The organism is Kiritimatiella glycovorans (assembly GCF_001017655.1).
Classification (GTDB): Bacteria; Verrucomicrobiota; Kiritimatiellia; order Kiritimatiellales; family Kiritimatiellaceae; genus Kiritimatiella; species Kiritimatiella glycovorans.
On the sequence record NZ_CP010904.1, the window covers coordinates 506780 to 533015 of the forward strand.

The 26236-nt window shown below is 65.2% G+C and carries 26 protein-coding genes; 19 read left to right on the forward strand and 7 right to left on the reverse strand.

What is annotated here, in order from left to right; translation table 11 throughout:
- Positions 1-78: 78 nt before the first annotated feature.
- Complete coding sequence (locus L21SP4_RS02125; protein ID WP_074041342.1) at positions 79-1833, reverse strand: ABC transporter ATP-binding protein; 1755 nt, start codon at positions 1831-1833, stop codon at positions 79-81.
- A complete protein-coding gene (gene trxB, locus L21SP4_RS02130) occupies positions 1830-2753 on the reverse strand; it encodes a thioredoxin-disulfide reductase (RefSeq protein ID WP_052881120.1) in 924 nt (307 codons plus the stop codon). Before trxB ends, L21SP4_RS02125 begins: the two co-directional genes overlap by 4 nt.
- A gap of 159 nt (positions 2754-2912) precedes the next feature.
- Between trxB and L21SP4_RS02135 the strand changes: the two genes are divergently transcribed.
- The 10 genes from L21SP4_RS02135 to dapB all read left to right on the forward strand — a co-directional run bounded on the left by L21SP4_RS02135 (position 2913) and on the right by dapB (position 13142).
- The gene (locus L21SP4_RS02135; RefSeq protein WP_052881121.1) at positions 2913-4097 is read left to right on the forward strand and encodes a hypothetical protein; all 1185 of its coding nucleotides are present in this window, start codon (positions 2913-2915) and stop codon (positions 4095-4097) included.
- A 101-nt stretch (positions 4098-4198) separates the two neighbouring features.
- Positions 4199-4633 carry a 50S ribosomal protein L13 gene (gene rplM / locus L21SP4_RS02140; protein WP_052881122.1) on the forward strand — a complete coding sequence of 145 codons (435 nt, stop codon included), beginning with the start codon at positions 4199-4201 and terminating at the stop codon, positions 4631-4633.
- A gap of 12 nt (positions 4634-4645) precedes the next feature.
- Positions 4646-5047, forward strand: coding sequence for a 30S ribosomal protein S9 (gene rpsI / locus L21SP4_RS02145; RefSeq protein ID WP_052881123.1), 402 nt, complete (start codon positions 4646-4648; stop codon positions 5045-5047).
- An 84-nt stretch (positions 5048-5131) separates the two neighbouring features.
- Positions 5132-6325: a bifunctional glutamate N-acetyltransferase/amino-acid acetyltransferase ArgJ gene (argJ, locus tag L21SP4_RS02150; protein WP_052881124.1), complete on the forward strand. Its 1194-nt coding sequence runs from the start codon at positions 5132-5134 to the stop codon at positions 6323-6325.
- A 295-nt stretch (positions 6326-6620) separates the two neighbouring features.
- A complete protein-coding gene (gene argB, locus L21SP4_RS02155; RefSeq protein ID WP_052881125.1) occupies positions 6621-7487 on the forward strand; it encodes an acetylglutamate kinase in 867 nt (288 codons plus the stop codon).
- Positions 7488-7584: 97 nt separating this feature from the next.
- Positions 7585-8802: an aspartate aminotransferase family protein gene (locus L21SP4_RS02160; RefSeq protein WP_201774665.1), complete on the forward strand. Its 1218-nt coding sequence runs from the start codon at positions 7585-7587 to the stop codon at positions 8800-8802.
- Positions 8799-10001: an argininosuccinate synthase gene (locus L21SP4_RS02165; protein WP_052881126.1), complete on the forward strand. Its 1203-nt coding sequence runs from the start codon at positions 8799-8801 to the stop codon at positions 9999-10001. The genes L21SP4_RS02160 and L21SP4_RS02165 overlap by 4 nt, the downstream gene beginning before the upstream one ends.
- A 36-nt stretch (positions 10002-10037) precedes the next feature.
- Positions 10038-11276 carry a diaminopimelate decarboxylase gene (gene lysA / locus L21SP4_RS02170; protein WP_052881127.1) on the forward strand — a complete coding sequence of 413 codons (1239 nt, stop codon included), beginning with the start codon at positions 10038-10040 and terminating at the stop codon, positions 11274-11276.
- Between the two features lie 100 nt (positions 11277-11376).
- On the forward strand, positions 11377-12246 hold the full coding sequence (gene dapA / locus L21SP4_RS02175) for a 4-hydroxy-tetrahydrodipicolinate synthase (RefSeq protein WP_052881128.1): 870 nt from the start codon (positions 11377-11379) through the stop codon (positions 12244-12246).
- Positions 12247-12311: 65 nt separating this feature from the next.
- Positions 12312-13142, forward strand: a complete 831-nt coding sequence (gene dapB / locus L21SP4_RS02180) for a 4-hydroxy-tetrahydrodipicolinate reductase (protein WP_052881129.1) — start codon at positions 12312-12314, stop codon at positions 13140-13142.
- Between the two features lie 70 nt (positions 13143-13212).
- Here the strand turns inward: dapB and L21SP4_RS02185 are convergent, their stop codons facing one another.
- Positions 13213-13689 (reverse strand): zf-HC2 domain-containing protein, encoded by a 477-nt coding sequence (locus L21SP4_RS02185; protein WP_052881130.1) that lies wholly within the window; start codon positions 13687-13689, stop codon positions 13213-13215.
- On the reverse strand, positions 13686-14279 hold the full coding sequence (locus L21SP4_RS13050; protein WP_052881131.1) for a sigma-70 family RNA polymerase sigma factor: 594 nt from the start codon (positions 14277-14279) through the stop codon (positions 13686-13688). Before L21SP4_RS13050 ends, L21SP4_RS02185 begins: the two co-directional genes overlap by 4 nt.
- Positions 14280-14426: 147 nt before the next feature.
- On the opposite strand from L21SP4_RS13050, the gene L21SP4_RS02195 reads away from it, so the two are divergent.
- The 9 genes from L21SP4_RS02195 to L21SP4_RS02235 all read left to right on the forward strand — a co-directional run bounded on the left by L21SP4_RS02195 (position 14427) and on the right by L21SP4_RS02235 (position 23815).
- A complete protein-coding gene (locus L21SP4_RS02195) occupies positions 14427-15911 on the forward strand; it encodes an excinuclease ABC subunit UvrC (RefSeq protein WP_052881132.1) in 1485 nt (494 codons plus the stop codon).
- Positions 15912-15969: 58 nt separating this feature from the next.
- The gene (locus tag L21SP4_RS02200) at positions 15970-16752 is read left to right on the forward strand and encodes a YdcF family protein (RefSeq protein WP_052881133.1); all 783 of its coding nucleotides are present in this window, start codon (positions 15970-15972) and stop codon (positions 16750-16752) included.
- 55 nt (positions 16753-16807) lie between these two features.
- Positions 16808-17935: an aspartate carbamoyltransferase gene (gene pyrB, locus L21SP4_RS02205; RefSeq protein WP_201774667.1), complete on the forward strand. Its 1128-nt coding sequence runs from the start codon at positions 16808-16810 to the stop codon at positions 17933-17935.
- A 47-nt stretch (positions 17936-17982) separates the two neighbouring features.
- Positions 17983-18915 (forward strand): ornithine carbamoyltransferase, encoded by a 933-nt coding sequence (gene argF, locus L21SP4_RS02210; RefSeq protein WP_052881134.1) that lies wholly within the window; start codon positions 17983-17985, stop codon positions 18913-18915.
- Positions 18912-19463 carry a thermonuclease family protein gene (locus tag L21SP4_RS02215; protein WP_052881135.1) on the forward strand — a complete coding sequence of 184 codons (552 nt, stop codon included), beginning with the start codon at positions 18912-18914 and terminating at the stop codon, positions 19461-19463. The genes argF and L21SP4_RS02215 overlap by 4 nt, the downstream gene beginning before the upstream one ends.
- A complete protein-coding gene (gene miaB, locus L21SP4_RS02220; protein WP_201774668.1) occupies positions 19464-20798 on the forward strand; it encodes a tRNA (N6-isopentenyl adenosine(37)-C2)-methylthiotransferase MiaB in 1335 nt (444 codons plus the stop codon).
- 270 nt (positions 20799-21068) lie between these two features.
- A complete protein-coding gene (locus L21SP4_RS02225) occupies positions 21069-21398 on the forward strand; it encodes a NifB/NifX family molybdenum-iron cluster-binding protein (protein ID WP_052881136.1) in 330 nt (109 codons plus the stop codon).
- 220 nt (positions 21399-21618) lie between these two features.
- Entirely contained in the window at positions 21619-22128 is a 510-nt protein-coding gene (locus L21SP4_RS02230; protein ID WP_052881137.1) for a hypothetical protein, read from the forward strand.
- Between the two features lie 19 nt (positions 22129-22147).
- Complete coding sequence (locus tag L21SP4_RS02235) at positions 22148-23815, forward strand: coiled-coil domain-containing protein (protein WP_144413722.1); 1668 nt, start codon at positions 22148-22150, stop codon at positions 23813-23815.
- A 61-nt stretch (positions 23816-23876) separates the two neighbouring features.
- Here L21SP4_RS02235 and L21SP4_RS02240 read toward each other — a convergent pair whose 3' ends face one another.
- The 3 genes from L21SP4_RS02240 to L21SP4_RS02250 form a co-directional block, all read right to left on the reverse strand.
- Positions 23877-24293 carry a putative toxin-antitoxin system toxin component, PIN family gene (locus tag L21SP4_RS02240; RefSeq protein ID WP_052881139.1) on the reverse strand — a complete coding sequence of 139 codons (417 nt, stop codon included), beginning with the start codon at positions 24291-24293 and terminating at the stop codon, positions 23877-23879.
- Positions 24290-24559 (reverse strand): hypothetical protein, encoded by a 270-nt coding sequence (locus L21SP4_RS02245; protein WP_052881140.1) that lies wholly within the window; start codon positions 24557-24559, stop codon positions 24290-24292. The genes L21SP4_RS02240 and L21SP4_RS02245 overlap by 4 nt, the downstream gene beginning before the upstream one ends.
- 122 nt (positions 24560-24681) lie before the next feature.
- The gene (locus L21SP4_RS02250; RefSeq protein ID WP_052881141.1) at positions 24682-26229 is read right to left on the reverse strand and encodes a glycine--tRNA ligase; all 1548 of its coding nucleotides are present in this window, start codon (positions 26227-26229) and stop codon (positions 24682-24684) included.
- Between the last annotated feature and the right edge of the window lie 7 nt (positions 26230-26236).

Below are 26236 nucleotides of genomic sequence, written 5' to 3' on the forward strand. Positions count from 1 at the left end.
GTATTGGTTGGCCAGTCAAGATGCATTTATGACGCAACGAATATCGACGGGGACGATTCCGATGCCTCTCCGTTCCGCCTAGCCCCGCTCCTGCCCGAACTGCATGTCGTGAAAGTAGCGGTAGAGGCCGTCGCGGCCGATGAGTTCGCCGTGGGTGCCGATTTCCGCGATCTGTCCGCGCTCGAGCACGACGATCTTGTCCGCGTGCTGGATGGTTGAGAGGCGGTGGGCGATGACGAACACGGTGCGTCCGCTCATCAGTTCGTCGAGCGCCTCCTGGACCAGGCGTTCGGACTCGGTGTCCAGCGCGCTGGTCGCTTCGTCGAGAATCAGGATCGGCGGGTTGCGGAGGAGGGCGCGGGCGATGGCGATGCGCTGGGCCTGGCCTCCGGAGAGGCGGGTTCCCTGCTCGCCGATCACGGTGTCGTACGCCTGGCCCATCTGCTCGATGAAGACGTGGGCGTTGGCGCGGCGGGCGGCGTCGACTACCGCTTCCCGGGTTGCGTCGGCGCAGCCGTAGGCGATGTTGTTGTGGACGGTCTCGTTGAACAGGATCGTGTTCTGGGTGACCAGGCCCATATGGCGCCGGAGCGAGGCGATCCGGTATTCGCGCAGGTCACGGCCGTTGATCTTCACCCCTCCGCCGGTGACGTCGAAGAAGCGGGGCAGGAGGTTGACCAGGGTGGTTTTGCCCGCGCCCGAGCTGCCCACGAGCGCCACGCAGTCGCCGGCCTTCACCTCGAGCGTGACGTCCTTCAGGATGTCCTCCTCGCCGTAGGAGAAGGTGACGTGATCGAAGCGGATATCCCGGATCGGGCTCTCGAGATCGACCGCATCGGGGCGGTCGGCGACCGTTGCTTCGGTATCGAGGATTTCAAAGATACGGTCGGCCCCGGCGGCGCTGCGCTGGACGCGCATGTGGATCCGGCTGAGATTGCGCGCGGGCCGGTACATGACGAGGATGCCCGAGGCGAACGCGACCAGACCTTCGGTGGACATGCCGGTGTAGTAGGCGTAGAGCATGACCAGTGAGAGTCCGACGGCGGAGAAGGTGACCATGATCGGATCGAGCATGGCCCGGGCGCGGGTGATGCGCATCAGCCGCTTGAAAATCTGCCTGTTGTGGCCCGCGAAGCGGGCGAGCTCCTGCTCCTCCATGCTGAAGGCCTTGACGATCTGCGCGCCCCAGATCGATTCCTGAAGCACGGAGGTCAGGTCGCCCAGCTTCTGCTGGCCCTGCTTCGCGCTCTTTCGGACCTTGCGGCCGAGCACGACGACGGGGAGCACGCAGATCGGGAAGAGGATCAGCACGAAGAGCGCGAGCAGCGGATCGCGGTAGACCAGGAATCCCGCCGCGCCGACCAGGACGAAGGGTTCGCGGCAGAGGTCGCCCACTACATGGGAGACGAGTTGCTGAATCAGACCGGTATCACTGTTTACGCGTGAAATCAGGTCTCCCGCCCGGCTTCGGTTGAAGAACAGCATGGGGAGGTTGTGCAGGTGACGGAAGAGGTCATTGCGGAGGTCCATGACCACGCGCAGGCCGACCCATTGGACAAAATACTTGCTCAGGAAGTAGCCTGCCCCACGTAGGATCGCGAGCGTCGGGAACAGAAGGAGCATGCCGAGCAGCGCGGGCAGCGAGTAGTCGGAAGGGCTCGACGTGCGCTCCAGCGAGGACTCGATCAGCGGCAGCAGTGCGGTGGTCGAACTCCCGAAGAGCATGCCGCAGAGAATGCCGAGCGCGAGGCGCCAGCGGTAGGGACGCGCATAGGCCAGCAGGCGGCGGTAGCTCGCCCACTCGCCGGCCACGGAGTGTGCCGATCGACTCATTCGCGGTTCGCCTCGATGTAGCGCTCGGCCTCCAGTGCCGCCATGCAGCCGCTCCCGGCCGCGGTGACCGCCTGGCGGTAGACGGCGTCCTGTACGTCACCCGCGGCGAAGACGCCGTCGACATGGGTACGGGTGCCGTCGGCGTGCAGGTATCCTTTGCCATCCATCTCCAGCTGACCCCTGAAGGCATCCGTGTTGGGCTTGTGTCCGATCGCGAGGAAGAGTCCCTCGACCTCGAGTCGGCGGACCTCGTCCTTTTCCCGGTCCCTGAGCTGTACGCCGGTGACCCGGTTTTCGTCCACGCCGAGAACCTCCTCGACGACGGAGTTCCAGATGAATTCGATCTTATCGTTCGCGGACGCCCGGTCGGCCATGATCTTCGAGGCGCGCAGTTCGTCGCGCCGGTGGACCACATAAACCTTCGAGGCGAATTTGGTCAGAAACGTTGCTTCCTCCATGGCGGTGTCGCCGCCTCCGACCACGGCCACGGGCACGTCACGGAAAAAGGCGCCGTCGCACGTTGCGCAGGCGGAGACGCCGCGGCCGATGAGCTTCTGCTCGGAGTCCAGTCCGAGATATTTCGCGCGCGCCCCGGTGGCGATAATGACGGCCGTGGCCTCAAGGGTCTCGCCGTTGGTCAGCACGACCTTTTTCGTGTCCCCGGAGAAATCCGAATCCTTCGCCGAAGCCATGACGAAGCGGGTGCCGAACCGTTCGGCCTGCTGATGCATCCTCTGCATCAGTTCGGAGCCGTCGATGGCTTCGGGAAATCCGGGATAGTTCTCCACTTCCGTGGTGGTGGTGAGCTGACCGCCGGGCTGATCCCCCTCCACGACCACGGGCTCGAGGTCCGCCCGCGCCGCGTAGACGGCCGCCGTGAGGCCGGCGCTGCCGGTTCCGAGAATGACGAGGTTTTCCATCAGGCAACTCCTTTGACGTTATGCGGGATTTCCAGTCCGCGAAGCGGTCCGGATCCCCTCCGGACAAGCGGCCCGCAATGGTAGGAGGGCGCGCGGGTGAAGACAAATCAATTCGCCGATTGAACGCAAACCGCGCCCGGATGTACTATTACGGGTGAGATGAAAAGACGGGCACACATTCTGGCTGCGGCGTGCGCTGTTCTGGCGTCGCTCTGCTCCGTCGCCGGAGAGGCGCAGGAGGAGGCGAAGGAAAAAAGTTCTGTCGATCCCGAGCGCATGGAGCGCATCCGGCGGAGGTTTGGCCGCGCCGGCGAGGAGGTCGGGGACGAGGCGCCCGGCGATATGCCGGACCTTCCCTATGACCCGGAACTCCTGAAACAGCTCCCGCCCGGGCGCGCCGCGGACTCGGGACTCAAGGGCGAAGCCCTGGAGGGCGGCCGCGCGGGGGTGCAGGGCGCGCCGGTCATGGTGCGTCGCGAAAAGCCGGAGAAGGATTCCGGCTGGCTGGTCGATGCCGTGCTGGGCCGGACCAACGGGGCTTCCTCCGCTTCACAGGGCGATGACGGATGGGGCTGGCTGTACGGGGAGATGAAGCGTCAGCGCGACGGCTATCCCGGTGAGGACGAAAAAAGCGCCTATTCGCCGACCAACCGCCTCTTTACGAGGACCAACCGTTTCGGCGCGCTGCAGCACCGGCGCAGTCCGGGGCTGATCGGGGCTCGGACAGAGGATCCGGAGACTCCGCAGGAGGCGGGACCGCCGCTTCCCTCGACCAATCGCTTCATGGTGGGCAAGGCGCCCTCCGAGTGGCTGAAGGCCCCGGAAGAGGGAGAGCGGAGCGCGACACGTCCGGTGGCGGTCAAATCGATGTCGGACTGGACCGAGGGTTGGCGCACCGCCATCTCAATGGAACGGACGCGCGAGCAGCTTTACGGGACCGGGGTCGGCACGCCGGGTCGTGACGCTTCCGCGGCCGAACGCGATACGTCGGCATCCAGCTTCGGAGCACTGACCCCCATGGATGCGACGCGGAGCGGAGGCGACTTCTCCTTCACGGCGGCGCGGGAACCTGATCGCGGGAGCCTGACCGGAGACCGCAGTCCGCAGTCGGCTGCGGGCCAAAGTCAGGACCGCAGGTTCCGGTCGTCATCGCTTGAACCCGACCTTTCCGGGCGTCAGGAAATGAGGACGGAGCCGGGGCGCGGCAACGAATTCCGCCGGCCGGAGGCCCCGAAGCGGAGCAGAATCTTTTCGGAACTCCGCAGGGCACCGGAACTGTCGTCGGAGTCCGACCCCTTCGAATCCGACCTGCTGAAGATACGCAAAGGCGTCTGGGACGAATAATCCACGAAGAACCGAAAAAAGTGGCATTCCTCCGGTTGACACCGCATCGGCGCTTATATACATTCCCCGTTTCGCAACTGCATCCCAGAGGGAACTGTACGATGAAGACCACCATGCCCAGAGAGACCGGCGCGCAGCGTCGCTGGATCATCATTGACGCTGCGGGACAGCCGCTCGGCCGTCTGGCGACGTTCATCGCCGACCGCCTGCGCGGCAAGGACCGGCCCACCTTCACCCCCCATCTGGATACCGGGGCGTTCGTGATCGTGACGAACGCGTCGCAGGTAAAACTGACCGGCCGCAAGGAGTCCGCCAAGATGTATCAGGATTACTCGGGATATCCGAGCGGACTGAAAAAGACCCCGGCGGGCCGGATGCGCGCGCGCCATCCCGACCGCATGATCACCCGCGCGGTGTGGGGCATGATCCCCAAAAACCGCCTCGGACGGAGCATCATCCGCCGGCTTAAGGTCTATCCCGGCGCGGAGCATCCCCATGCCGCCCAGCAACCCGAAGCGGTCGAATTCAAGGCTTAAGGAGCGAAACGCATGAGCGCACAGCAGACCACTTCCTTCAGCGCAACCGGCCGCCGCAAAACCGCCGTGGCCCGCGCGGAGCTCATCCCGGGCAAAGGGAGCATCGAAGTCAACGGCCACGACTCGAAACATTTTTTCGACGGTGTATTGATGCACGAGGCGCTTATGGCGCCGCTCAAGGTCACCGATACCGCCGATGCCTATGATATTTCGCTCAAGGTAAAGGGCGGCGGAAAGTCCGGTCAGGCCGGAGCCGCGGCCCATGCCATCGCCCGGGCGCTCGTTGCGGCCGACGAGTCGCTGAAACCCGAATTGAAAAAGGGCGGTTTTCTCACCCGTGACCCGCGCATGAAGGAACGCAAAAAGCCGGGTCAGCCGGGCGCACGCAAAAAGTATCAGTTCTCGAAGCGCTGACGGCCCGCGCTGCGGCGATCATTCAAACCTCCGCGGCCACGCCGTGGAGGTTTTTTTCGGGGGCTGTGTGGAGGAGGCTCGATTATGAATGCGGCATCGTCCCCGCCCCGCTGGCCCGCCGGTTTCCGGTCCGTGAGCGGATGCTGCGGTATCAAGGCCGCAGACCATGCCGACCTCGCGCTGATCGCATCCGACCGCCCGGCGAGCGCGGCAGGGGTGTTCACGACCAATCGCGTCCAGGCCGCCCCGGTCACCCTCTGCCGCGAGCGACTCAACCGGGCGGCCCCTATGCGCGCCTGGGTCGTCAACAGCGGGATCGCCAATGCCTGTACGGGAGCCGAAGGACGCGAGGACGCCGAATGCATGGCCGCCGCCGCGGCCGCCGCGGCCGGCTGCACCCCGGAAGAAGTCTTCGTCAGCTCTACCGGTTCCATAGGCCCGCGCCTGCCCGTGGATAAGATCGTGCCGGCTCTGTCGACTCTGGGCGAGGGTCTTCGCGAGGACGCCGTTCGCGAGACCGCGCAGGCGATCATGACCACCGACACGCGTCCGAAATACGGGTCGTGCACGCTGGCGGTCGACGGCCGCCCGGTCACGATTACCGCCGTCGCGAAGGGCGCAGGCATGATCGAACCGGACATGGCCACCATGCTCGCCTTCTTCGCCACCGACGCCGCGGTCGAGCCCGAGGCGCTGAATGCCGCCCTGCGCACCGCGGTCGATCAAAGCTTTAACCGGATCTCGGTCGACGGCGACCGGTCGACCAACGACACGGTACTCCTGCTCGCCAACGGGGCCGCAGGTAATGCGCCCCTGCGCGAGACCCACGGGGACTGGGCCGCCTTCGCGGATCGGCTCGAGTCCCTCTCGCTGGAGATGGCGAAGGCTATCGTCGGCGACGGAGAGGGCCTTTCCCGCACGGTGACCGTGGCGGTGACCGGGGCCTGCAGCAGGACCGATGCCGACCGTGCCGCGCGCGCTGTGGCCAACTCGCCGCTCAATAAGACCGCCTGGGCGGGCGGCCGTCCGAACTGGGGACGGGTCATGGACGCGCTCGGGTATTCCGGTGCGGAGTTCGATCCGGAGCGGGTCACGATCGATTACAATGGCTGTCCGGCCGTACGCGAGGGCCGCGCGGCCCTCGACGACCCGGACCGGCTGAAGCGCGCCGCCGCAGCCCCCCACCTCGACCTGTCCATCGATCTCGGGGCCGGCAGCGCCTCCGCCGTAATCTATACCTGCGACCTTACGGCCGAATACGTCCGGATCAACCTGTAGCGCGTGAGGGTTCGCGGGACGCGGGGTACAGATTGGATTTCCCGCTCACGCTCTTCTGTGTCCCCTGGGCCTCTTTGTGGCCCTTTTTCCTGAGTTCCACGTCGGGACACCCGGGGGAATATCGTACCCGTCCGCGTACGAGTACGAGTACGAATTATGTTCCCCCCCCTCAACCAACCTTCATGTTCTTCATGTCCCTCATGCCCTTTTTGTGGACCTTCGCTCTTTCCTCTTCTTGCGATCCCCCTCTTGTGGCGGTAGTCTGAGCGCAACACGTAACCGGGGACGGAGATTGATGCATCAGGCGATTGAAAAGGCGAATGTGCTGATCGAGGCGCTGCCGTACATCCAGCGTTTCCGCGGACAGTGCGTCGTGGTCAAGTTCGGCGGCAGTATCATGGAGAACGAAGCCGGGGTGCGCGCTATCCTGGAGGATGTGGCTTTCATGGAGTGCGTAGGGCTCCGGCCCGTGATCGTACACGGCGGCGGGGCCGCGATCTCGCGCAGGATGCGCGAGGCGCATGTCCAGCCCCGGTTCGTCCGCGGATTGCGCGTCAGCGACGAGCAGGTCATCCGCGTCGTGGAGGAGGTGCTCAACCGTGAAGTGAACCCGCATTTGGTGCGCATTCTGCAGGGGTACGGGGGCAAGGCACGGGGCATCCACGGCGAGGATATCCTCCGGGTTCAGAAACACACCGAGGAGCACGAAGGCGAAACGTTCGACTGGGGCTATGTCGGCAATGTGACCAAAGTCGATACGGAACCCGTCAAGGCCTATCTCAATTCGGAGATCATCCCGGTCGTCACCCCGCTCGGCCGCGGGCCGGACGGCATGCTCTATAACATCAACGCCGATGAGGCCGCCAACGCGGTCGCGCGCGCCCTTCCGGCTCGCAAGCTGGTGTTCCTGACCGACGTGCCCGGCGTGCTGCGCGATCCGGATGATCCGCATTCACTGATTTCCACGCTCTCGGTCGGCGAAGTGCAGCACCTGATCGACCGCGGGGTTATCGCGGGCGGCATGATGCCGAAGGTCCGCGGGGCCGTCGATTCGATTGCCGCCGGCATCCGCAAGACGCACATCATCGATTCCAGTCTGCCGCATTCGCTGTTGCTCGAACTGTTCACCGACCGCGGGGTGGGCACGGAAATCGTGCCGTGATGCAGGCGACCGGAAAACGAAGGAAGGAACCCCGTGGTCTCGCCCGCCCGCTGAACATTCGCCCCGTCGGCCCCTTTCAGCCCCTTCATGGAGTCTTATGATGAACACCGAAGATATCAGGCGCATGCACCGGGAATATGTCATGTCCACCTACGCGCCGGGGCTGGCGCTGGTGCGCGGCGAGGGCGTACGGGTGTACGACGCCGAAGATCACGAGTACCTCGATTTCCTCGCGGGTATCGCCGTCACCAATCTCGGCCACGCCCACCCCCGCTACGTCGAGGCCATTCGCGAACAGGCCGGACGCCTCGTTCACGTGTCGAATCTCTACTATAATGAGCATCAGCCGCGGCTCGCCCGCGACCTGGTGGAACGCAGCGGATTTGAGGTCGGCAAATGCTTCTTCTGCAATTCGGGCGCGGAGGCGAACGAGGGGCTCATTAAACTGGCACGGCTCTGGGGCCACGATCAGGGGCGCTACGAGGTCGTCAGCATGCGCGGCTCGTTCCACGGCCGGACGCTTGCAACCCTTACCGCCACCGGACAGGACAAGGTCCAGAAGGGGTTCGCACCGCTGCCGCAGGGATTCCGCTACGCGGAGTTCAACGATCCCGCCTCCTGCCGCGAACAGATCGGACCGGAGACGGCGGCGGTGCTGGTCGAAGCCATCCAGGGCGAGGGCGGGGTGCGGCCGGCGCACCGCGGGTATCTCCGGCAGCTCCGTAAAATCTGCGATGAAGAAGGCGTGCTGCTGCTGATGGATGAGGTGCAGTGCGGGATGGGACGCACCGGGCGCTGGTTCGGCTTTCAGCATTACGGCGTTCAGCCCGACGCCTTCGCGCTTGCCAAAGGGCTGGGTAACGGCTTCCCGATGGGAGCGGTCGTCGCGGGCGCGAAGCTCGCGGACGTCTTCCATCCCGGCCACCACGCCACGACGTTCGGCGGCACGCCGCTGGCCTGCGCCGCCGCGCGCGCGGTGATCGAAGTGATCGAAACTGAAGGACTCATCGAAAACGCCGGGCGCATGGGCCACATGCTGGTTGAAGGCCTGTGTTCCATCGCCGCGGATCACCCCCGCTGGATCGAGGAGGTGCGCGGGCTCGGCCTGATGGTGGGCCTTGTGCTCGACCGCCCCGCGGCGCCGCTGCAGAAGAAACTTCAGGAGAAGGGATTGCTCGCGCTCGCCACGGCGGGTAAGGTGCTCCGCTTCCTCCCGCCGCTGATCGTGGGAGAGGATGATGTGCGCCGTGCGCTGGAGATCACGGCCGCGGCGTGTGATGAACTTGAACAGGAAGGCACGGAGGCATCCCGATGAAAGTCGTACTGGCGTATTCCGGAGGACTCGACACCTCGATCATTCTGAAGTGGCTGCAGGAGGAGTACGACGCGGAAGTCATCGCCTACGCCGCCGACGTCGGCCAGGAGGAGGAACTCGACGGGCTGCCGGAAAAGGCGAAAAACACCGGCGCGTCGAAGTGCTACGTGGAAGACCTGCGCGAGGAATTCGCCCGCGATTTCGTTTACCCGATGATCCGGGCCGGCGCGGTCTACGAATCGGGCTACCTGCTGGGCACTTCGATCGCCCGCCCGCTCATCGCCAAGCGCCATATCGAGATCGCCCGCGAACAGGGGGCCGAGGCCGTGGCCCACGGGGCGACGGGCAAAGGCAACGACCAGGTTCGCTTCGAACTGACCTTTTACGCGCTCGAACCCGGGATCAAGGTGATCGCCCCCTGGCGGAACGAGGGGTTTTTCCAGTCGCGCACGGAGATGATGCAGTACGCTGAACAACACGGCATCCCGATTCCGGTCAGCGCGGAAAAGCCCTACAGCATGGACCGCAATCTCCTGCACATCTCTTATGAGGGCGGAGTGCTCGAGGACCCGTGGAACGCCCCGCCGAAGGATATGTTCCTGCTGACGACCGACCCCGAGGACGCGCCCGACGGGGCGGAGGAAATTACGATCGACTTCGAGCGCGGCGATGCGGTGGCACTCGACGGCGAGCGGCTCGAGCCTCTGCCGCTGATGCAGAAGCTCAACGGGATCGCGGGCCGACACGGGGTCGGGCGGATCGACCTGGTCGAAAACCGCTTCGTGGGTATGAAGAGCCGCGGCGTGTACGAGACGCCCGCCGGCACAGTGCTGCACCGCGCCCGCGAGGCGGTGGAGCAGATTACCATGGACCGCGAGGTGCTCCACCAGCGCGACGCCATCATGCCGCGTTATGCCGAGCTGGTGTATAACGGATTCTGGTTCGCCCCCGAACGCGAGATGCTGCAGGCGGCGATGGACAGGGCGGCGCAGACGGTAACCGGTACGGCGCGCGTGAAGCTCTACAAGGGATCCTGTACCGTGACCGGCCGCCGTGCCGAACGCTCGCTCTACGATGCCGATATCGCCAGCTTCGAGGCCGGCGGCGATTACGATCAGGCCGACGCGAACGGCTTTATTCGACTCAACGCCCTGCGCCTGCGCGTGGGATCGTTGAAAGAGCAGGATGCAAAAGGCTGAGCGCGATCTCCGAGCGCGCCGAAAAGGCAGGGCGTGATGAACGCATTTGAATACCGCAACGGCGAGCTGCACGCAGAGGACTGCGCGCTGAACGCGCTGGCGGAGGAGTACGGAACTCCGCTGTACGTCTACTCCAGAACGCATTTCGAGCACCAGTACCGTCGCCTGGCCGCGGCCCTCAAGGATGCAGACCCCCTGCTTTGCTACTCGGTAAAGGGATGCAGCACGGGGGCGATCCTCGAGCTGTTCCGTGGAATGGGGGCCGGGCTGGATGTCGTTTCCGGAGGAGAACTGTTCCGCGGACTGCGCGCAGGCTTTGATGCGGAGAAGATCGTATTCGCCGGGGTCGGCAAGACGGTCGACGAGATCCGCTACGCCATAGAGCAGGGGGTAGGGTTCTTCACCGTCGAGTCGGAGCCGGAGCTGGAGCGCATCGCTCACGTGGAGGGTGAACTCAAAAAAAGCGCCCGCGTCGCGATCCGGGTGAATCCGGATATCGACCCCGGTACGCATGAGTACACGTGCACCGGTAAAGGCGACACCAAATTCGGCGTGGATCCGGCCACCGCCCGACGCCTCTCGCTGCGTGCGATCGAACACGATGCGCTGCGGCTGGTCGGTCTGCACACGCACCTCGGCTCGCCGCTGATGAGCGTGGATCCCTATGAGAAGGCCCTCGAGGTGATCCGGCCGCTCTGCCGCGAACTGAAGGAGCGCGGGCCGCACTTCCGGCGTCTCGATCTCGGCGGCGGTCTCGGCATTCCCTACCGGCCGGAGGAAGAGCCGTTCGATCTGGACCGTTTCGCGAAGATGGCCAACGCGGCCGTCGGCGAACTCGGCCTGCAGCTGGTACTGGAGCCGGGCCGGTTTCTCAGCGGGGGGGCAGGCGTACTGCTTACGCGGGTTCAGTACGTCAAGCCGCACCCGTCGAAGACATTTCTGATCGGTGATGCGGCGATGAACGATCTGCTGCGTCCGGCGCTGTACGACGCCTGGCACGGGGTGAACGCCGTGCGGCAGACCGGGGAAACGGTGTGCGGCGATCTCGTCGGTCCCGTGTGCGAGACGGGGGATTTCCTGGCCCGCGACCGCGAACTTCCGGCTGCTGAGGCGGGCGATCTGCTGGCCGTCATGAATGCCGGGGCCTACGGCTATACCATGGCCTCGAATTACAACAGCCGCCCGCGCCCCGCTGAGGTGCTCGTGGAGGGCTCTTCCGCCCGGCTGATCCGCCGCCGGGAGACCTGGGACGACCTCGTCCGCGGCGAAGAGTAAGGGGTTGGCAGGACGCGCGCGAGGGCCTAGGGTCTGTCTGTGAAGCCGGGCGGGACGGCGGTTTCGCGCCCGTCGCACGAATTTCAAACAGGAGGACACGATGTTTGAGGGAATGTATACCGCACTGGTGACGCCGTTCGCGCAGGACGGTTCGGTCGATTACGGGGCGCTGGACCGCCTCGTGGACGCCCAGATCGAAGGCGGCGTGGACGGTATCGTACCCGTCGGCACAACCGGCGAATCGCCGACCCTCGATCCGGAAGAGCATATGGCCGTGATCGAGCATGTCGTGCAGCGTGCGGACGGGAAAGCAAAAGTCATCGCCGGCACCGGTGCCAACTCCACGGCGGAGGCGCTGGAACTCACGCGCCGGGCGATCGATCTCGGGGTCGACGGGACCCTCCAGGTCACCCCCTATTACAACAAGCCCAGCCAGGCGGGTTTGATCCGCCACTTTACCGCGATCGCCGATCTCGGCACCCCGGTGGTGCTCTATAACGTTCCGGGGCGCACCGGTCGCGAGATCGCCGTGCCCACCGTCGCGGAACTCTCGAAGCATCCGCAGATCACAGCACAGAAAGACGCCGGCGGATCGGTCGACCGCGTCAGTGAGATCGTCCGCGAGTGCGAGATCGAGGTCCTGTCCGGCGACGACGCCCTGGCCCTTCCCATGATGGCCGTCGGCGGAGTGGGCGTGATCAGCGTCGCGGCCAATCTCATCCCGGGTCCGATGACGGAGATGATTCGCGCCGCGCTGGAGGGCGACTTCGAAACCGCCCTGGCGCTGCACCTGCGCTATCACCGCCTCTTCAGCCACATGTTCCTCAACAGCAACCCGATCCCCGTCAAGGCGGCACTGGCGATGATGGGGTGGATCGAAGAGGTCTATCGCCTGCCGTTGTGCGAGATCGATGCGGAGAACCGCAGAGTGCTCGAGGCTACTATGCGGGAGGTCGACCTCGTCCACTAAAGGGCCACAAAGAGGCACAGAGATCACAGAAGAGGAACAGGTTTTAAACCCGTGGAGCCGGTGAGATGGGCAGTGAGCAACAATCGATAAAGAGGGTCGTGGTTTTGGGTGCGGCGGGGCGGATGGGACGAGCCATCATCCGCTCGCTGGTCGAGGAGAAGGTGCCCGGGCTCGAGCTGGCCGGAGCCGTAGATTTGTGGGACGCGTCGGGGCTTGGCGAAGACGCCGGCGTCGTGTCAGGGACCCGGGCAGCGGGGGTCAGCATGGGAAGCGACCTGGCGGCGGTAACGCCGGATGCGGAGGTCGTGATTGATTTCAGCTCGCATGTGGCCACCTCGGGCAATGCGGAACGCATCGCCGAATGGGGATGCGGCTGGGTCATCGGGACCACGGGTCTAAACGACGAAGAGATGGATGCCGTCAGGGCCGCGGCACACAAGGTGCCCGTCGTCATGGCGGGCAACATGAGCCTCGGGATCAACCTGCTCTGCACGCTCATTGAAGCGGGTGCGAAGGCCCTGCGCGGACGCGGGTACGATGTGGAGGTGGTCGAGCGCCATCATCGGCGCAAGAAGGACGCCCCCAGCGGAACCGCGCTCATGCTCGCGCGCAGCGCCGCCGAAGGCTGCGGCTGGGATCTCGACCAAGTTCGCCGCGACGGCCGCAGCGGTCATACGGGCGAGCGTCCCGACAAGGAGATCGGGATCCATGCCGTGCGCGGCGGCGGGATCGTCGGCGAACACACCCTGACCTTTGCCGGCGAGGGCGAGGTTCTGGAGTTCACGCACCGGGCTCTCAGCCGCGAGACCTTCGCGCTGGGTGCGCTCCAGGCGGCAAAGTGGCTCGAAGGCCGCGATCCGGGTCTGTACTCGATGAGGGACGTACTGGGGGTCTGATCAAACCCCGCCATGCGGGGTTATGCCGGAGGTGCGGAAGCGGCGCCCTCGTTGGATACGTAATTCGGAATCATCCGTCCGTCACGGCGGTGTCGCCCTCGAAAAACCAGACCATCGCCGGGTCGAGTTCGCTCAGCGTCTCGTCAATGAGGCCCCCGGCGGATGCCGGCTGGGCGTATTCCTCGTAGAGCGATTCGATCACCTCGGCCGTGGACGCATCCGGCGAGGTGTATCCCGCCTGATGCGAGATCCAGATTCCGGCTCCGGCGAGCAGCAGCACACTCATCGCCGCGGCGAGGACGGGCCTGAGAACCGGGTGGGCCGGCCGGGGCGCGGCGCGCCGGCCTTCGGCCCGGACGGCCTGAAGGGTCGGAACGGACGGCCCGGGGGGATCGGTGACGCAGGATTCGATCCGTCCGGCCATCGCCCGGAAGGCCCGGCATTCCGCGCAGTCCTCCAGATGGGCCTCGAGTCGTCTCCGTTTCCGGCCGCCCAGTTCGCCGCTTTGTTCGAGCAGGATCCATCTCCGGGCCTTCTGATGATTCATGCCGCACCTCCGTACTCGCGGTATACTTCGTCCAGTTCGACGCGCAGTTTATTCAGCGCGTACTGCATGCGCGCCAGGGCCGTATTGATCGAGCATCCCTGTATGCGGGCGATCTCCCTGAACGGCAGCCCCGACTGCATTCGCATCCAGAACACCTCGCGCTGATCGTCCGGCAGGTGCTCCGCCGCCGCCGCGATCCGCCGTTCCAGCTCCGCCGAATCCGCGTCGTCATCCGGTCCCGGGCCGTCGGCGGCGACCACCTGATCGAGGGTCAGCGTCGACCCTTCCGACTCTCCCAGCGGCTGCTGGAGCGAGCAGTCCGCCTTCTTTTTGCGCCGACGGTCGATCACTCCGTTGCGCGCGATCCGGAACAGCCAGCTCAGCAGCTTTCCGCCCTTGAACTTCGACCAGTTTCGAATGGCCTTGGACCAGACCTCCTGGAAGATCTCGTCCGCTTCGTCCGGGTCGCGCGCCATACGGACGATGAAACCGTACAGCGGTTTCCTGTACCGTTCGACCAGTTCGCCCAGTGCCTCAACATCGCCCTTGCGATAGGCCCCGATCAGTTCCTGTTCGCTCGTCTCCGGCACCGCGGCCTCCGGTCTTCCAGCCCACACCTCATGAAACGGATCATCGGTCCATTTATTGCATCCGTGCCGCCGACGAATCGCCCGAACCGAAAATGGGTAAGCTCCCGTTCTTGCTCCGCCGGGCGATTCTACACACACTGTCCGGTTATGAACTGGCCCGAGTCCATTCGCAGGAAACTCGACGCGCTGCCCGACCGGCCGGGAGTCTACCTTATGCGCGACCGGCGGGGGAAGATCATCTACGTCGGCAAGGCGGCGTCGTTGCGCAAACGCGTGCGGAGTTACTTCCGCCCCAGTACGATGCGCCGCGGCGATCCGAAGCTGCGCGGACTGATCCGCTCCATCGCCGACTTCGACGTCCTGGAGCTCAGGACCGAGGCCGAGGCCACGCTCACCGAGGGCAATCTCATCAAGGAATACCGCCCGCGCTACAACGCGCTGTTCAAGGACGACAAGCGATTCCTGCTGCTTCGCGTCCATCCCGGCGAACCGTATCCGCGGTTCGACACCTGCCGCATCCGTCGCGACGACGGCGCGCGCTACTTCGGCCCCTACGCGTCGTCCTCCGCCGCCTATGCCGCGAAGGAATTCCTCGAAGCGCGTTTCGGACTGCGCCTCTGCCGTCCGCGCGTGCCCGACCGGGAGACCTACCGGCACTGTCACAACGACGTCATTCGCCGCTGCTCCGCCCCGTGCATCGGCCGGATCACCCCGGAGGAATACCAGCGGCGGGTCGAGGAGTCCTGCGCCTTCCTGCGCGGCGAACGCCCGGAACTGCTGCGCGAGCTGCGGGCGCAGATGGAGGCCGCCGCGGAAGGGCAGCACTACGAGTCCGCCGCCGCCCTGCGCGACCTGCTGAAGCTCGTCACCCGCGCCGTGCGCGAACGCGCGCGGGTGCGCCGGACGCCGGCGCTGCAGGAGGAAACCGCGCGGCAGGGACTGCGCGAACTGGCGGTCGCCCTGAAACTGCCGCACCCCCCGGACGTGATCGAATGCTTCGACATCTCCAATATATCCGGCACCTACGCCGTCGCCGCCCTGGTCGCCGCCGTCGACGGCCGGCCCGTGCCGCAGCGATACCGCCGCTTCCGCATCCGCACCGTCGAGGGTGCCGACGATCCCCGCATGATGGCCGAGGCCGTGCGCCGACGCTACTCGAGGCTGGCGCGCGAGGGCTCGTCGATGCCCGGCCTGGTGCTCGTGGACGGCGGGATCACCCAGCTCCGCGCCGCGCGGCGGGCGCTGCACGAGCTGGACCTCGGCGGTCTCGTCGTCGCCGGCCTCGCAAAACGATACGAGGAACTCTATACGAATGCGGAAAGCGCCGCCGAAACCGTACGGCTTCCCGGCGACAGCGCGGCGCTGGAGGTCATCCGGCGCATCCGCGACGAGGCCCACCGGTTCGCCATCGCCTACCACCGCCGGCTGCGCGGCCGCCGCATCAGGGAGTCCGTGCTCGACGACATCGAGGGCATCGGCCCGAGAAAGAAGGAACAGCTGCTCCGCCATTTCGGTTCCTTCCAGCGCCTGAAAAAGGCGGACGAAAAGGAACTCGCCGATGCTCCCGGCATCGGTCCGCATACGGCCAAACTCATCCGTACCGAACTCGAGCGGCTCAGCCGGAACCCTTGACAGGCTGCGGACAGAGGGTCATCGTTTCGCATCGAGCGGAAGGATGGAAGGGGCTTCCATGTACGTCCTGAAGAAGGCGGTGTCCCCGTTTCTGGACCCTCTGGCGCTGGGACTGCTGGTGTTGCTGGCGGGGCTGATCGGCGGATGGAAGACGGTCCGGCGCGGAGCTCGCATCGCGGCTTGGACAGGCTGGCTGATGCTCGCCGCGGCGGGAACGGATCCGGGGGCCGCGTTTCTGCTGAAACCGCTCGAGCAGGCGTATCCCGTCTTTGAACCCGGGCGGGCGGGCGTTTCTTATGTCGTCGTGCTCGGCGCAGGGCAAAGCTTTTACAAAAACCACCCCCCGACCTCGGTGATTCATCCGGAGGGGGTCGTGCGCCTCACGGAGGGTGTGCGTCTGTGCCGGGAGCTGACCGATGCGACCCTGGTCCTTTGCGGAGGCGAGACGGGTCCGGGGCCCGCCGAGGCGGAGATGATGAAACGGCTCGCAATCGATCTCGGTGCGGACCCCGGGAGGATTCTCCTCGAGTCGGAGTCGCTGGATACGGACGATCAGGCGCGCCGTCTGGCGCCGATGCTCGGGGGCGAGCGTTTCGCGCTGGTAACCAGCGCCCGTCATCTGCCCCGCGCGGTCATGCTGTGCCGGGCGCAGGGCCTGCGGCCCGTGCCCGCTCCCACCGCCCATATCACGGCCGGAGGCGGCGGTCTGCGCTGGCACGGCTGGGTGCCTTCTTCGGGCGCCCTCCAGAGTTCGGCGGCGGCTCTGCATGAGTATATCGGGCTGGCGTGGGAAACGCTTTGCGCGCAGAGGCTTCGTCGCACCCCGCCGCGAAATCCGTAGTTCAGCCGCGTTCTGCCGCGGCATCCCGTTCTTGTACCCGCGCGCGGGCTGCGCTATGAAAGATGCACGGGAACGGGAGAAAGCGGGGAAGCGGTTCATGGAGCAGAAGCGGCTGAGCGATATCGGATGGGGCGAGTTCCAGAAGATGGGGCTCACCGGCAAGGGCGAATATCTCAATCACCGACAGCGCCCCGTTCATACCCTCCTCGCCCAGCAGTTCGACCGGCCGATGCTCGAGCGTCTCTGCGACCTCGCCACGAAGATCCGCACCATCGCCCGTACGCGCGGGGGGATGCAGTTCCTCCAGACCCTGCTCTCCGAAAAGCGCGCCATGCTCTACTTCGCCCAGCCCTCGACCCGTACGTTCCTCTCCTTTTACACCGCCTGTCAGACGCTGGGGGTCAAGCCGGCCGAGGTGCGCGACACCACCACCTCGAGCGAGGTCAAGGGCGAATCGCCCGAGGATACCGTGCGCACGTTCAGCTCGTTCGTGGATATGATCATCATGCGGCACCCGGTCGGCGGTTTCGCCGAGCGGATCGCCTGGCTGCTCTCGCACACCGACCGCGAAGTCCCCGTCCTCAATGCGGGCTCGGGCAAGGATCAGCACCCGACCCAGGCGCTGCTGGATATCTATACCCTGCAGCAGGGATTCGATGGACGGGGCGGGATCGACGGCAAGACGGTGCTCTTTGTCGGAGACCTCGCGCGCGGGCGCACCGTGCGGTCGCTCGCCTGGCTGCTTACATGCTACGAGGGCGTCCGCGCGCTGTTCGTGGCCCCGGAGCCGCTGCAGATCCGCGAGGACGTGCTGCGCCAGCTCGACCGCGCCGGAATGCCCTATGAAATCGGCACCGATTTCGAGCGTTTCATCCCCGAGGCGGATGCGATCTACATGACCCGCATTCAGGACGAGTGGGACGTTTCCGACGAGAGCAAGACCCTGAACGTGGAGAAATATTTCTTTACGCGCGACCACCTGCCGATGTTAAAGAGGGACGCGATCCTGATGCACCCGCTGCCGCGGCGGCGGGAGATCGATGCGGAGGTGGATGCCGATCCGCGCGCATACTACTGGCGGCAGGTGCGCAACGGTATGTGGATCCGTACCGCCCTCATCCTCCTGACGTTCCAGCGGGAGGCGGAGGTGGACCGCTACTACGAGGACCTCACCCGCGAATAGCGCGGCCGCCTTCCTGTCGCGGCCGCGTCTGAACCACGGAGAGAACGATGCGACATTTTATTTCTCTGGCCGAATGCAGCCCGCGGTATCTGACGGAGCTGCTGGATCTCGCCGACGGCGTGAAGCGCGAACCGGAAGCCTTCGCCGGGGCGCTGAACCGCAGAACGCTCCTGATGATCTTCGAGAAACCGAGCCTCCGTACGCGCCTTTCGTTCGAGACGGGTATGATCCAGCTCGGCGGCCATGCCATTTATTACCATACGGGCAATTCGCCGATGGGCGCCGGGAAGGAGAGCATCCACGACTCGGTCAAAACGGCGGCGCGCTACGTCGACCTGATCATGGCCCGGCTGTTCGATCATCGGCACCTGTTGGAGATGGCCCATCACGCGGAAGTACCGGTGATTAACGCGCTGACGGATTACAGCCATCCCTGCCAGGTGCTCGCCGACCTGCAGACGATCCGGGAGAAGAAAGGGACCCTCGAAGGACTCAAGCTGGCTTATCTCGGCGACGGGCATAACAACGTCACCCATTCGCTGCTGGTCGGATGCACGAAACTCGGCATGCGTATCTGTGTGGGCTGCCCGGCGGGCGAGGATTTCATTCCGCTCCCCGAGGTGATCAGGGAGGCGGAGGTTTTTGCCGCGGAGAGCGGGGGGGCGGTGGAACTGACCGACGACCCGCGTGCCGCGGTCGAAGGGGCGGATGTCGTCTACACCGACTCGTGGATGAGTTACCACGTTCCCCCCGAACAGGAGAAACAGCGCACCGCCCTCTTCCGGCCGTACCAGGTGAACGGCGAACTGATGGCCCTGGCGCGCGAGGACGCGATCTTCATGAACTGCCTGCCCGCGATGCGGGGCGCGGAGCAGACGGCGGAGGTGATCGACGGCCCGCAGTCCGTGGTCTTCGACGAGGCCGAAAACCGCCTCCACGCCCAGAAGGCCGTGATGCTCCGTCTGACGGGCACGGCATGAACCGTCGCCGCTGGATCGCCGCCGCGGGGCCGGCGCTTCTGGCTGCGCCCGCCGCATGGGCCGCCCGCCGGTGGCACCGGTTCACGGATGGCCGCCTGGCGGAGAATCCGTACAACGACGGCGACAGCTTCTGGATCGACTGCGGCGACCGCGACCGCAAGTTCCGGCTCTATTTCTGCGACGCCCCCGAATGCAGCGCGGAGAAACCGTGGGCCCGCCGCAGACTGAAAGAGCAGGCGGAATACTTCGGCATCAGCCGGCGCGACGCGGTCGAACGGGGCCGTGAGGCGAAGCGCCGAACCGAAAATTTGCTCGCCGAGCATGCATGCACCGTCTGGACGCGCTGGGACGATGCGAAAGGGCAGGGGGCGCCGCGCTGGTACGCCCTGGTGCGGGTCCGCGGCCGCTGGCTTTCGGAGATCCTCGTGGAGTCCGGCCTCGCAATCCCCTGGTTTCACCCGCCCCACCTCAGGCGCGATACGCGGCTTCCCGGCGGAGAGACGGTCGAGGCGGTGCTCGGGAGAATGGCGAAATATGAGGATCGGTGATTGAACACGAACCAGGACTGTATTATATTCAGAGGGACGCCCTCCATCGCGATGCCCCGCACCTACCACATCTGGACGATCGGCTGTCAGATGAACGAAGCCGACTCGAGCCGTCTCGCTTCCGAGCTGGAGCGTGCGGGCTTCCGCCGTGCCGGGCGCGCGGAGGACGCCGACGTGGTGGTCCTCAATACCTGTGTGGTGCGGCAGAAACCCGAGGACAAGGCGATTAACCGGCTCCATACCCTGAAACCCTGGCGCCGGGCGGACGCGGATCGGACGCTCGCGCTGATGGGTTGTCTGGTGGGGCAGCGGGAGATGGCGGAACTCCGCCGGGCGTTTCCGTTCGTCGATGTGTTTATGCGTCCTTCCGAACCCGCGCCGCTGCTGGATTTTCTGCGGGACTGCCGCGGCGGGAAGGACCGGGAGATGGAGGACTACCGCCTGCCCGCCGGCGCGAACGGCGTAACCGCCTACGTGCCGGTCACGCTGGGATGCTCCCGGGCCTGCTCGTATTGCGTGATTCCGGGCCGCCGCGGACCCGACCGCAGCCGGCCGCCCGAAGAGGTGCTGGACGAGGTCCGCGCCCTCGCAGACGAGGGGGTGCGCGAGATCGGGATGCTCGGACAGATCGTGGACCGTTACGGCATGGACCTCGAAGGCTGGACGCTGGCCCGCCTGCTGCGCGAGGCGGCGCGGACGGAGGGGCTGCGGCGGCTTCGTTTTCTCACCAGCCATCCCGCGTATCTCGACGACGAGCTGATCGCCGCGGTTCGGGATGAGCCGAAGGTATGTCCCTGTTTCGAACTCCCTTTCCAGGCCGGCAGCAACCGTATTCTGAAAGACATGCGCCGGGGCTATACGCGCGAGCAGTACGCGGAAATCGTGCGCCGCATCCGCGCCGCCATCCCCGAAGCCGCCGTCAATACGGATATCATCGTCGGTTATCCCACCGAGACGGAGGCGGAATTCGTCGAGACGCTGGACCTGATGCGTGAGCTGGAGCTCGACATGGCGCATATCGCCAAATATTCGCCGCGGCCCGGCACGACGGCGGCGCGGATGCCCGACGACGTCCCGCCGGAGGAGAAGGAGCGCCGCCGCAGGGCGGCGGAGGAATGTGCGCGCTCGATCCTGGAACGCAGGCACGCCGCCCTGATCGGAGAGATCGTCGAAGTGCTGGCGGAGTCGTACGACCGGAAACACGGCCGCTGGCGCGGCCGCACGCCGCAGGGCAAACTCGTGTTTTTCGCCGCTGAGAACCCCGGGCCCGGCGCACTCGTGAACGTCCGCCTCGAGTGGGCCGGGCCCTATTCGATGATCGGGACCCCCGACTGAAGCTCGCGTACCGGATGGCCCGGTCCCGATGAACACTCCGCTGAGAACGAGTACGTTGTGACGCGAGCGAATTTCTAATCCGGCCAACTGCGATTTAAGTCGTTCCACAAAAATCTGCGCGGAACCAGAATAATACCCAATCCCCTCCCTTGATCGCGTCCGCTGGTGAGCATATGCTCATACGGCAATAGATTGGGACCGCGGGCACGCGCCCGAAGCGATCAGACATATCCGGCGGAGCGTGCTCCGCCTTCCGGAGGGAGAGAAACAATGCATATTGCCATACCCGTAGCGGGCGGAGAGGTCTCCGCTCATTTCGGCCACTGTGACGCATTCCGGATCTTCGAGACCGAGGACGGCGCCATCCGCGCGCAGCGGGACGTCACGCCGCCCGGCCACGCGCCGGGCGTGCTGCCCGCGTTTCTGAAAGAGCAGGGCGTGGATGTGGTGCTGGCCGGCGGAATGGGCGGTCGCGCCAAGGGACTGTTCGCGGAGGCGGGCATTCAAACCGTCACGGGCGTGACCGGTGAGCCGCAGGCGGCCGTGCGGGCCTTTATTGAAGACCGACTCGAACCCGGGGAAGATACCTGCGCGCATTGAACTTCACGCACCCCGGCGAAAAGTCCTCTGTCGATACCGCCGTCCTCTGCTCGCGTTCTCTGCCGCCGGCGCCTGAACGCCGCGCTTCCTGCGCTTGTCAATCCAGATGCAGGTGCACGTGCGCCCTTGGTTACGATCACGTTTTTTATTGGTTACAGGGGTGCTTAACGCGTAGATTTCCCTGTTTTCGCGCATAGAGGGATAAGCCACGGAGGGCGCTATGAGACCCTTGCACTGGTCGTTTGTGATTCTCGGACTGATTGTCATCGCGATTTTTCTGATCCCCGCAATATGGGGGCCGCAGCAGGGACTGAGGGAAGCCGGGGAGATACCCGTGATGGATTCGAACGTATTGAAGGAGATGGCGCAGGAAGGCGAGATCATGGGCGTGGCCCTCTCGTGGGCCGTGGTCGGTTTCGCGGTCCTGCTGCAGCTCATCGCGTGGGGGTCGGCGGTGACCCACTTCCGCAAGGTGAAGAAATCCGGGGCGGAGGTCGATGAACAGCTCGAGCAGCTCGACGCAATCGACGTCTATTTCGACCTGCCGCTCTATTTCGGATTGCTGGGTACGGTGCTGGCCTTCGTGCTGGTGACCATTTTTCCCGATGCGGGCCTGATGTTCGCGTACGTCTCGACGGCCCTGGGGATCGTGGTAGCGGTGATCCTGCGGCTCTCCTATCTCACACCCTATCGCCAGGAACTGATCGCGCTGCACAAACGCCGCGGCTGAGGCCGCCAGCGGGGGATTCATGAGAAGATCCGTACTCATCGTGATGCTCGACGTCATGGTCCTTTCGGTCCTGTCGCTGACGCTCGGCAACGGCCATTCGCGCTTTCCGGTTCCCGTCTACCGCTGGTCGGAGCTGATCGAGCAGGGCGTGATCAAGGAACGCGAAATGGAGCGGCGCATCGCCGAACTCGAACGTGAGATCCGCGCCCGCGAGGCGCGCATCGACGAAGTGGCCCGGGAGCGCGGCGCCACGGCCGAGGAACTGGCGCAGATGCAGAAGGAGCGCGCGCAACTCAAGCAGCGGCTGGCGCAGATGCGCGAAGAGGCGACCGCGGCGCAGACGGCCGCCGAGGAGGCGCGCCGGCGCGCCGCGGCGGCGATGGAGGAGGCGGAGAAGCTGAGAAGCGCCCGCGAGGAGGCCCTCGCCGAGGCTGCATCGGCCGAGCAGCAGGCCGAATCCGCGCTGGCGGAGGCCGGGGCGAGCGCGGAGGCCCGCCGTGAAGCCGAACGTAAGGCCGTCGAGGCCCGGGAGCGGGCGGAGGCCGCGCGTCGCGAAGCGGGACGCTACGAGGAACAGTGGCAGGCGGCGCGCCGTGAAGCCGAGCGGGTGGCGGCGCGCGTGGAAGAGGCGCGCCGACGGGCCGAAGAGGCCGCCGAGGCAAAACGCGAGATGCAGGTTCGCCTTGAAGTGGCGCAGCATAAGGCGGATAAGGCCGAGCAGGAGGCCGCCCGGATTCGAAGCAAACTCGAGGAGGCCCTCACGCGGATCGAGCAGGCCCGTGTGGAAGAGGGCGAGGCGAAGGAGCGTGCCCGGCAGGAGGAGGCGCGACGCAAAGAGGTGGCCGAACGCGTCGACCTGCTCGAGAGTCAGCTCAAGGATGCCGAGACGCGCCGACACCAGCTCCAGGCCGATCTTCAGCAGCGCGAGGAAGAGGCTTACCGGGCCAAGCAGAAACTGGCGGAGATCGAGGAGGAGCGCCAGCAGTCGGTGTGGGTCGTCCGAGACCGGGCGATGCGCCGTTTCCGCGTCTTCATCAAGCTGGGGGGGCGCTCGTTCCTCGGTCATACCCGGAAAAGCTCGCTCTATCTTCCCCTGCTGAGAATGGGCGAAAACCTCTACGCCGTATCCACGTTCGGGGCCTGGGAACTCGACTGGTGGGCGATCCACTACGACGGACACGTCTCGGCGATGAGCTTCATGATGGACGACATCACGACGGGATCGTTCCCATACGAGATCCAGGAGTCGTTCATGGCGCCGAAGAACGAACCCCGCGTCTGTATGGTCGCGGTGGATAAGGGCGACCCCGAGGTGGGCCTCAGGCCGATCGGCATCGAAAAGATGAAGACGGACCGCGTGCGATCGGGCATCCTCTTCAAAAAGGACGCCCCCGATAAGAGCATGCAGGTGGATTTCACGCCCGCCGTGGACGGCTCGCCGTACCTGCAGGTCCATAAGCCCGAGCCGCACCAGGAGATGATCATCGAGGCCGGCGATTACATCCTCACCGAGAACGGTTTTTTCGTCGGCGTCATGGTCTCCCGAGATTCGTGCTACGTGGTACCGGGGGAGCTGCCCCCGCCCGATGCCGCCGTCGAGATTCCGCTCACAAAACCCAGCGACGCGGAATTCTACGAGGCATTTGCCGAATCCGCCGGCAAGGTGCGGTCCATGATCCGGGAGTGATCCCGGCGCGCGGGATGCGCTACCAGGCCTTTTTGCAGTAGATGAGAGGGGTCCCGGCTGCTTAAGAGCGGCTGGTGTCCAGGGATTCCAGAAACTCTTTCGGAGTGAGGATGCGGCATCCGGCGGCTGCAGAACGGGGAAAGTGTTTCAGATTGCCGGTGATCAGCGGCACTTCCGAAGTGAGCGCTGATTCGAGAAAGGGTGCGTCCAGGGGGTCGGGAAGCCCGGTGCAGCGGGAGGTGGCGATGATGCATTCGGTGTTGTGCCTCAGGTAATCGACCAACTGCTCGCGTTCCACGGGATGAAAATACTGGGCGAAATAAGGGCGGCGCAGCACGCGAGCGTACTCCGTGAAAATCCGATCGTCGATCACCGCCGTCAACGAGCCGGTCCTGAGCATATCGACGATGCGGCCCGGTGTCCCATCGGGATTGATCATTCCCGAGATGAGGACATTGGTGTCGATAACGGCTCTCATGGTTCACGTCGCGCCGATTCAATTTCAGTTTGTATCTCATCGACGGATACGGGGTTTTTCGCGGAGCGGCGGCGTGCCTGCCGCACGGCTGAAGAGAACAATGCTCGACGGATTTCGGAGAGGGATTCTTCAATGGAATCCGGCTCGATGCCGAACATCACAGCGAAGGGGCGCCCGTCCCGGGTGAGTACCAGTTCTCCCTCCCGTTCAAGTGTTTCGCGCACAACCCGAGTTTTTTTCAGGTCCTTGACTGCCATATAGGACATAATAACCTCCTGATTATCTCCTGATAAAGAAGTAATGTTTGGGAGGGTGGAAGTCAAGCGTCCCGTGAGGTTATTCGTGGTGGTTTCCGGTTCCCGAGCGGAGGCCCGCCGTGGATTACGCGCTATTCGCCGGAAGGAAACTCGACCTGGTCGGCGACGTAGGCTTCGAGTTCGGCGACGGGGATCCGGATCTGTTTCATGCTGTCGCGGTCGCGCACGGTGACGGTGTCGTCGTCGAGCGTGTCAAAATCGACGGTCACGCACAGCGGCGTGCCGATCTCGTCCTGGCGGCGGTAGCGCCGTCCGATCGCCCCGGTTTCATCGTAAAACGACATCCAGCGCCGCGAGAGCGCTCCGTAGATCGCGCGCGCCTTGTCCACCAGCGGCTCCTTGTTCTTGAGCAGCGGGAAGACGGCGACCTTGTACGGCGCGACGCACGGGGCGACGCGCATGACGGTGCGCTGTTCGAAGCCCTCCGGCGGGCGCTTCTGATCCGGGTCGGCCGTGACGGCCTCGCCGCCGTCTTTCGGGATCCACTCCATCCGGTACGCCTCGCAGAGCAGCGCGAGGGCGATGCGGTCGACCCCGGCCGAGGGTTCGATCACATGCGGGAGAAAGCGTTCGTTGTTCTCCTGATCAAAGTACTCCATCGACTTGCCGCTGAAGGTCTGGTGCTGCTTCAGGTCGTAGTCGCCGCGCGCGGCGATCCCCTCTAGCTCCTGCGTGCCGAAGGGGAAGTCGAAGACGATGTCGGTGCAGGCCGAGGCATAGTGCGCCAGTTCGTCCTCGCCGTGGATCTCGCGGTGCATGCGGCCCTCGGGCAGGCCGACCGTCCCGTACCAGCGGATTCGCTCCTCCACCCAGTAGTCGTGCCACGACGCGTCCTCGCCGGGGCGGATAAAGAACTCCAGTTCCATCTGCTCGAATTCACGCGAGCGGAACGTGTAGTTACGCGGGGTGATCTCGTTGCGGAACGCCTTGCCGATCTGCGCGATGCCGAAGGGCAGTTTCTGGCGCGAGACCGAGGTCACATTGGCGAACTGCGAGAAGATCCCCTGCGCGGTCTCGGGCCGCAGGTAGGCCACCGCGGAGTGGTCTTCCACCGGTCCCACGTAGGTCTTGAACATCAGGTTGAACGCGCGCGGTTCGGTCAGGGTGCCCGGCGTACGCGTGTCGGGGCCGACGATGCGCGGATAGTCCTCCAGCGCGATCTCCGGCAGAGGCAGATCCTCGTAGTTCGAGGCGTCCCCGGAGCCGAGTTTCCTGATCTTCTTTTCCGCCGGCCCGCGGTCGTTCTCCATGAACGCGAAGATCAGCCCCTCGCCATCGTCCTTCGGCCGGAGCACGCGGACCTGGTCGGCGCGGTAGCGGGCCTTGGTCTCGCGGCAGTCGCACATCGGGTCCTTGAAATTGTTCGTGTGCCCCGAAGCCTCCCACGTGCGCGGATGCATGATGATCGAGCTGTCCAGGCCGACGATATCGTCGCGGCACTGGGTCATGGCGCGCCACCAGGCGCTTTTGATGTTACGCTTGAGCTGCACGCCGAGCGGGCCGTAGTCCCAGAATCCGTTCAGCCCGCCGTAGATCTCGGAGGTCTGGAAAATGAAGCCGCGCCGTTTGCACAGCGATACGAGATCGTCCATCCGTACTTTGAAGTCATTGGGTTTCATAGGACGG

Excerpts from the sequence above, each read along its gene's own strand:
- L21SP4_RS02215 (WP_052881135.1), top strand. The coding sequence starts at position 18,912 with ATGAACCGTCGCCGCTGGATCGCCGCCGCGGGGCCGGCGCTTCTGGCT.
- L21SP4_RS02240 (WP_052881139.1), bottom strand. The coding sequence starts at position 24,293 with ATGAGAGCCGTTATCGACACCAATGTCCTCATCTCGGGAATGATCAAT.
- L21SP4_RS02235 (WP_144413722.1), top strand. The coding sequence starts at position 22,148 with ATGAGAAGATCCGTACTCATCGTGATGCTCGACGTCATGGTCCTTTCG.
- rpsI (WP_052881123.1), top strand. The coding sequence starts at position 4,646 with ATGAGCGCACAGCAGACCACTTCCTTCAGCGCAACCGGCCGCCGCAAA.
- argJ (WP_052881124.1), top strand. The coding sequence starts at position 5,132 with ATGAATGCGGCATCGTCCCCGCCCCGCTGGCCCGCCGGTTTCCGGTCC.
- pyrB (WP_201774667.1), top strand. The coding sequence starts at position 16,808 with ATGAAAGATGCACGGGAACGGGAGAAAGCGGGGAAGCGGTTCATGGAG.
- dapA (WP_052881128.1), top strand. The coding sequence starts at position 11,377 with ATGTTTGAGGGAATGTATACCGCACTGGTGACGCCGTTCGCGCAGGAC.
- rplM (WP_052881122.1), top strand. The coding sequence starts at position 4,199 with ATGAAGACCACCATGCCCAGAGAGACCGGCGCGCAGCGTCGCTGGATC.
- trxB (WP_052881120.1), bottom strand. The coding sequence starts at position 2,753 with ATGGAAAACCTCGTCATTCTCGGAACCGGCAGCGCCGGCCTCACGGCG.
- L21SP4_RS02195 (WP_052881132.1), top strand. The coding sequence starts at position 14,427 with ATGAACTGGCCCGAGTCCATTCGCAGGAAACTCGACGCGCTGCCCGAC.
- L21SP4_RS02160 (WP_201774665.1), top strand. The coding sequence starts at position 7,585 with ATGATGAACACCGAAGATATCAGGCGCATGCACCGGGAATATGTCATG.
- L21SP4_RS02250 (WP_052881141.1), bottom strand. The coding sequence starts at position 26,229 with ATGAAACCCAATGACTTCAAAGTACGGATGGACGATCTCGTATCGCTG.
- argB (WP_052881125.1), top strand. The coding sequence starts at position 6,621 with ATGCATCAGGCGATTGAAAAGGCGAATGTGCTGATCGAGGCGCTGCCG.
- L21SP4_RS02245 (WP_052881140.1), bottom strand. The coding sequence starts at position 24,559 with ATGTCCTATATGGCAGTCAAGGACCTGAAAAAAACTCGGGTTGTGCGC.
- L21SP4_RS02230 (WP_052881137.1), top strand. The coding sequence starts at position 21,619 with ATGAGACCCTTGCACTGGTCGTTTGTGATTCTCGGACTGATTGTCATC.
- dapB (WP_052881129.1), top strand. The coding sequence starts at position 12,312 with ATGGGCAGTGAGCAACAATCGATAAAGAGGGTCGTGGTTTTGGGTGCG.
- L21SP4_RS02135 (WP_052881121.1), top strand. The coding sequence starts at position 2,913 with ATGAAAAGACGGGCACACATTCTGGCTGCGGCGTGCGCTGTTCTGGCG.
- argF (WP_052881134.1), top strand. The coding sequence starts at position 17,983 with ATGCGACATTTTATTTCTCTGGCCGAATGCAGCCCGCGGTATCTGACG.
- lysA (WP_052881127.1), top strand. The coding sequence starts at position 10,038 with ATGAACGCATTTGAATACCGCAACGGCGAGCTGCACGCAGAGGACTGC.
- L21SP4_RS02125 (WP_074041342.1), bottom strand. The coding sequence starts at position 1,833 with ATGAGTCGATCGGCACACTCCGTGGCCGGCGAGTGGGCGAGCTACCGC.
- L21SP4_RS02185 (WP_052881130.1), bottom strand. The coding sequence starts at position 13,689 with ATGAATCATCAGAAGGCCCGGAGATGGATCCTGCTCGAACAAAGCGGC.
- L21SP4_RS02200 (WP_052881133.1), top strand. The coding sequence starts at position 15,970 with ATGTACGTCCTGAAGAAGGCGGTGTCCCCGTTTCTGGACCCTCTGGCG.
- L21SP4_RS02225 (WP_052881136.1), top strand. The coding sequence starts at position 21,069 with ATGCATATTGCCATACCCGTAGCGGGCGGAGAGGTCTCCGCTCATTTC.
- L21SP4_RS02165 (WP_052881126.1), top strand. The coding sequence starts at position 8,799 with ATGAAAGTCGTACTGGCGTATTCCGGAGGACTCGACACCTCGATCATT.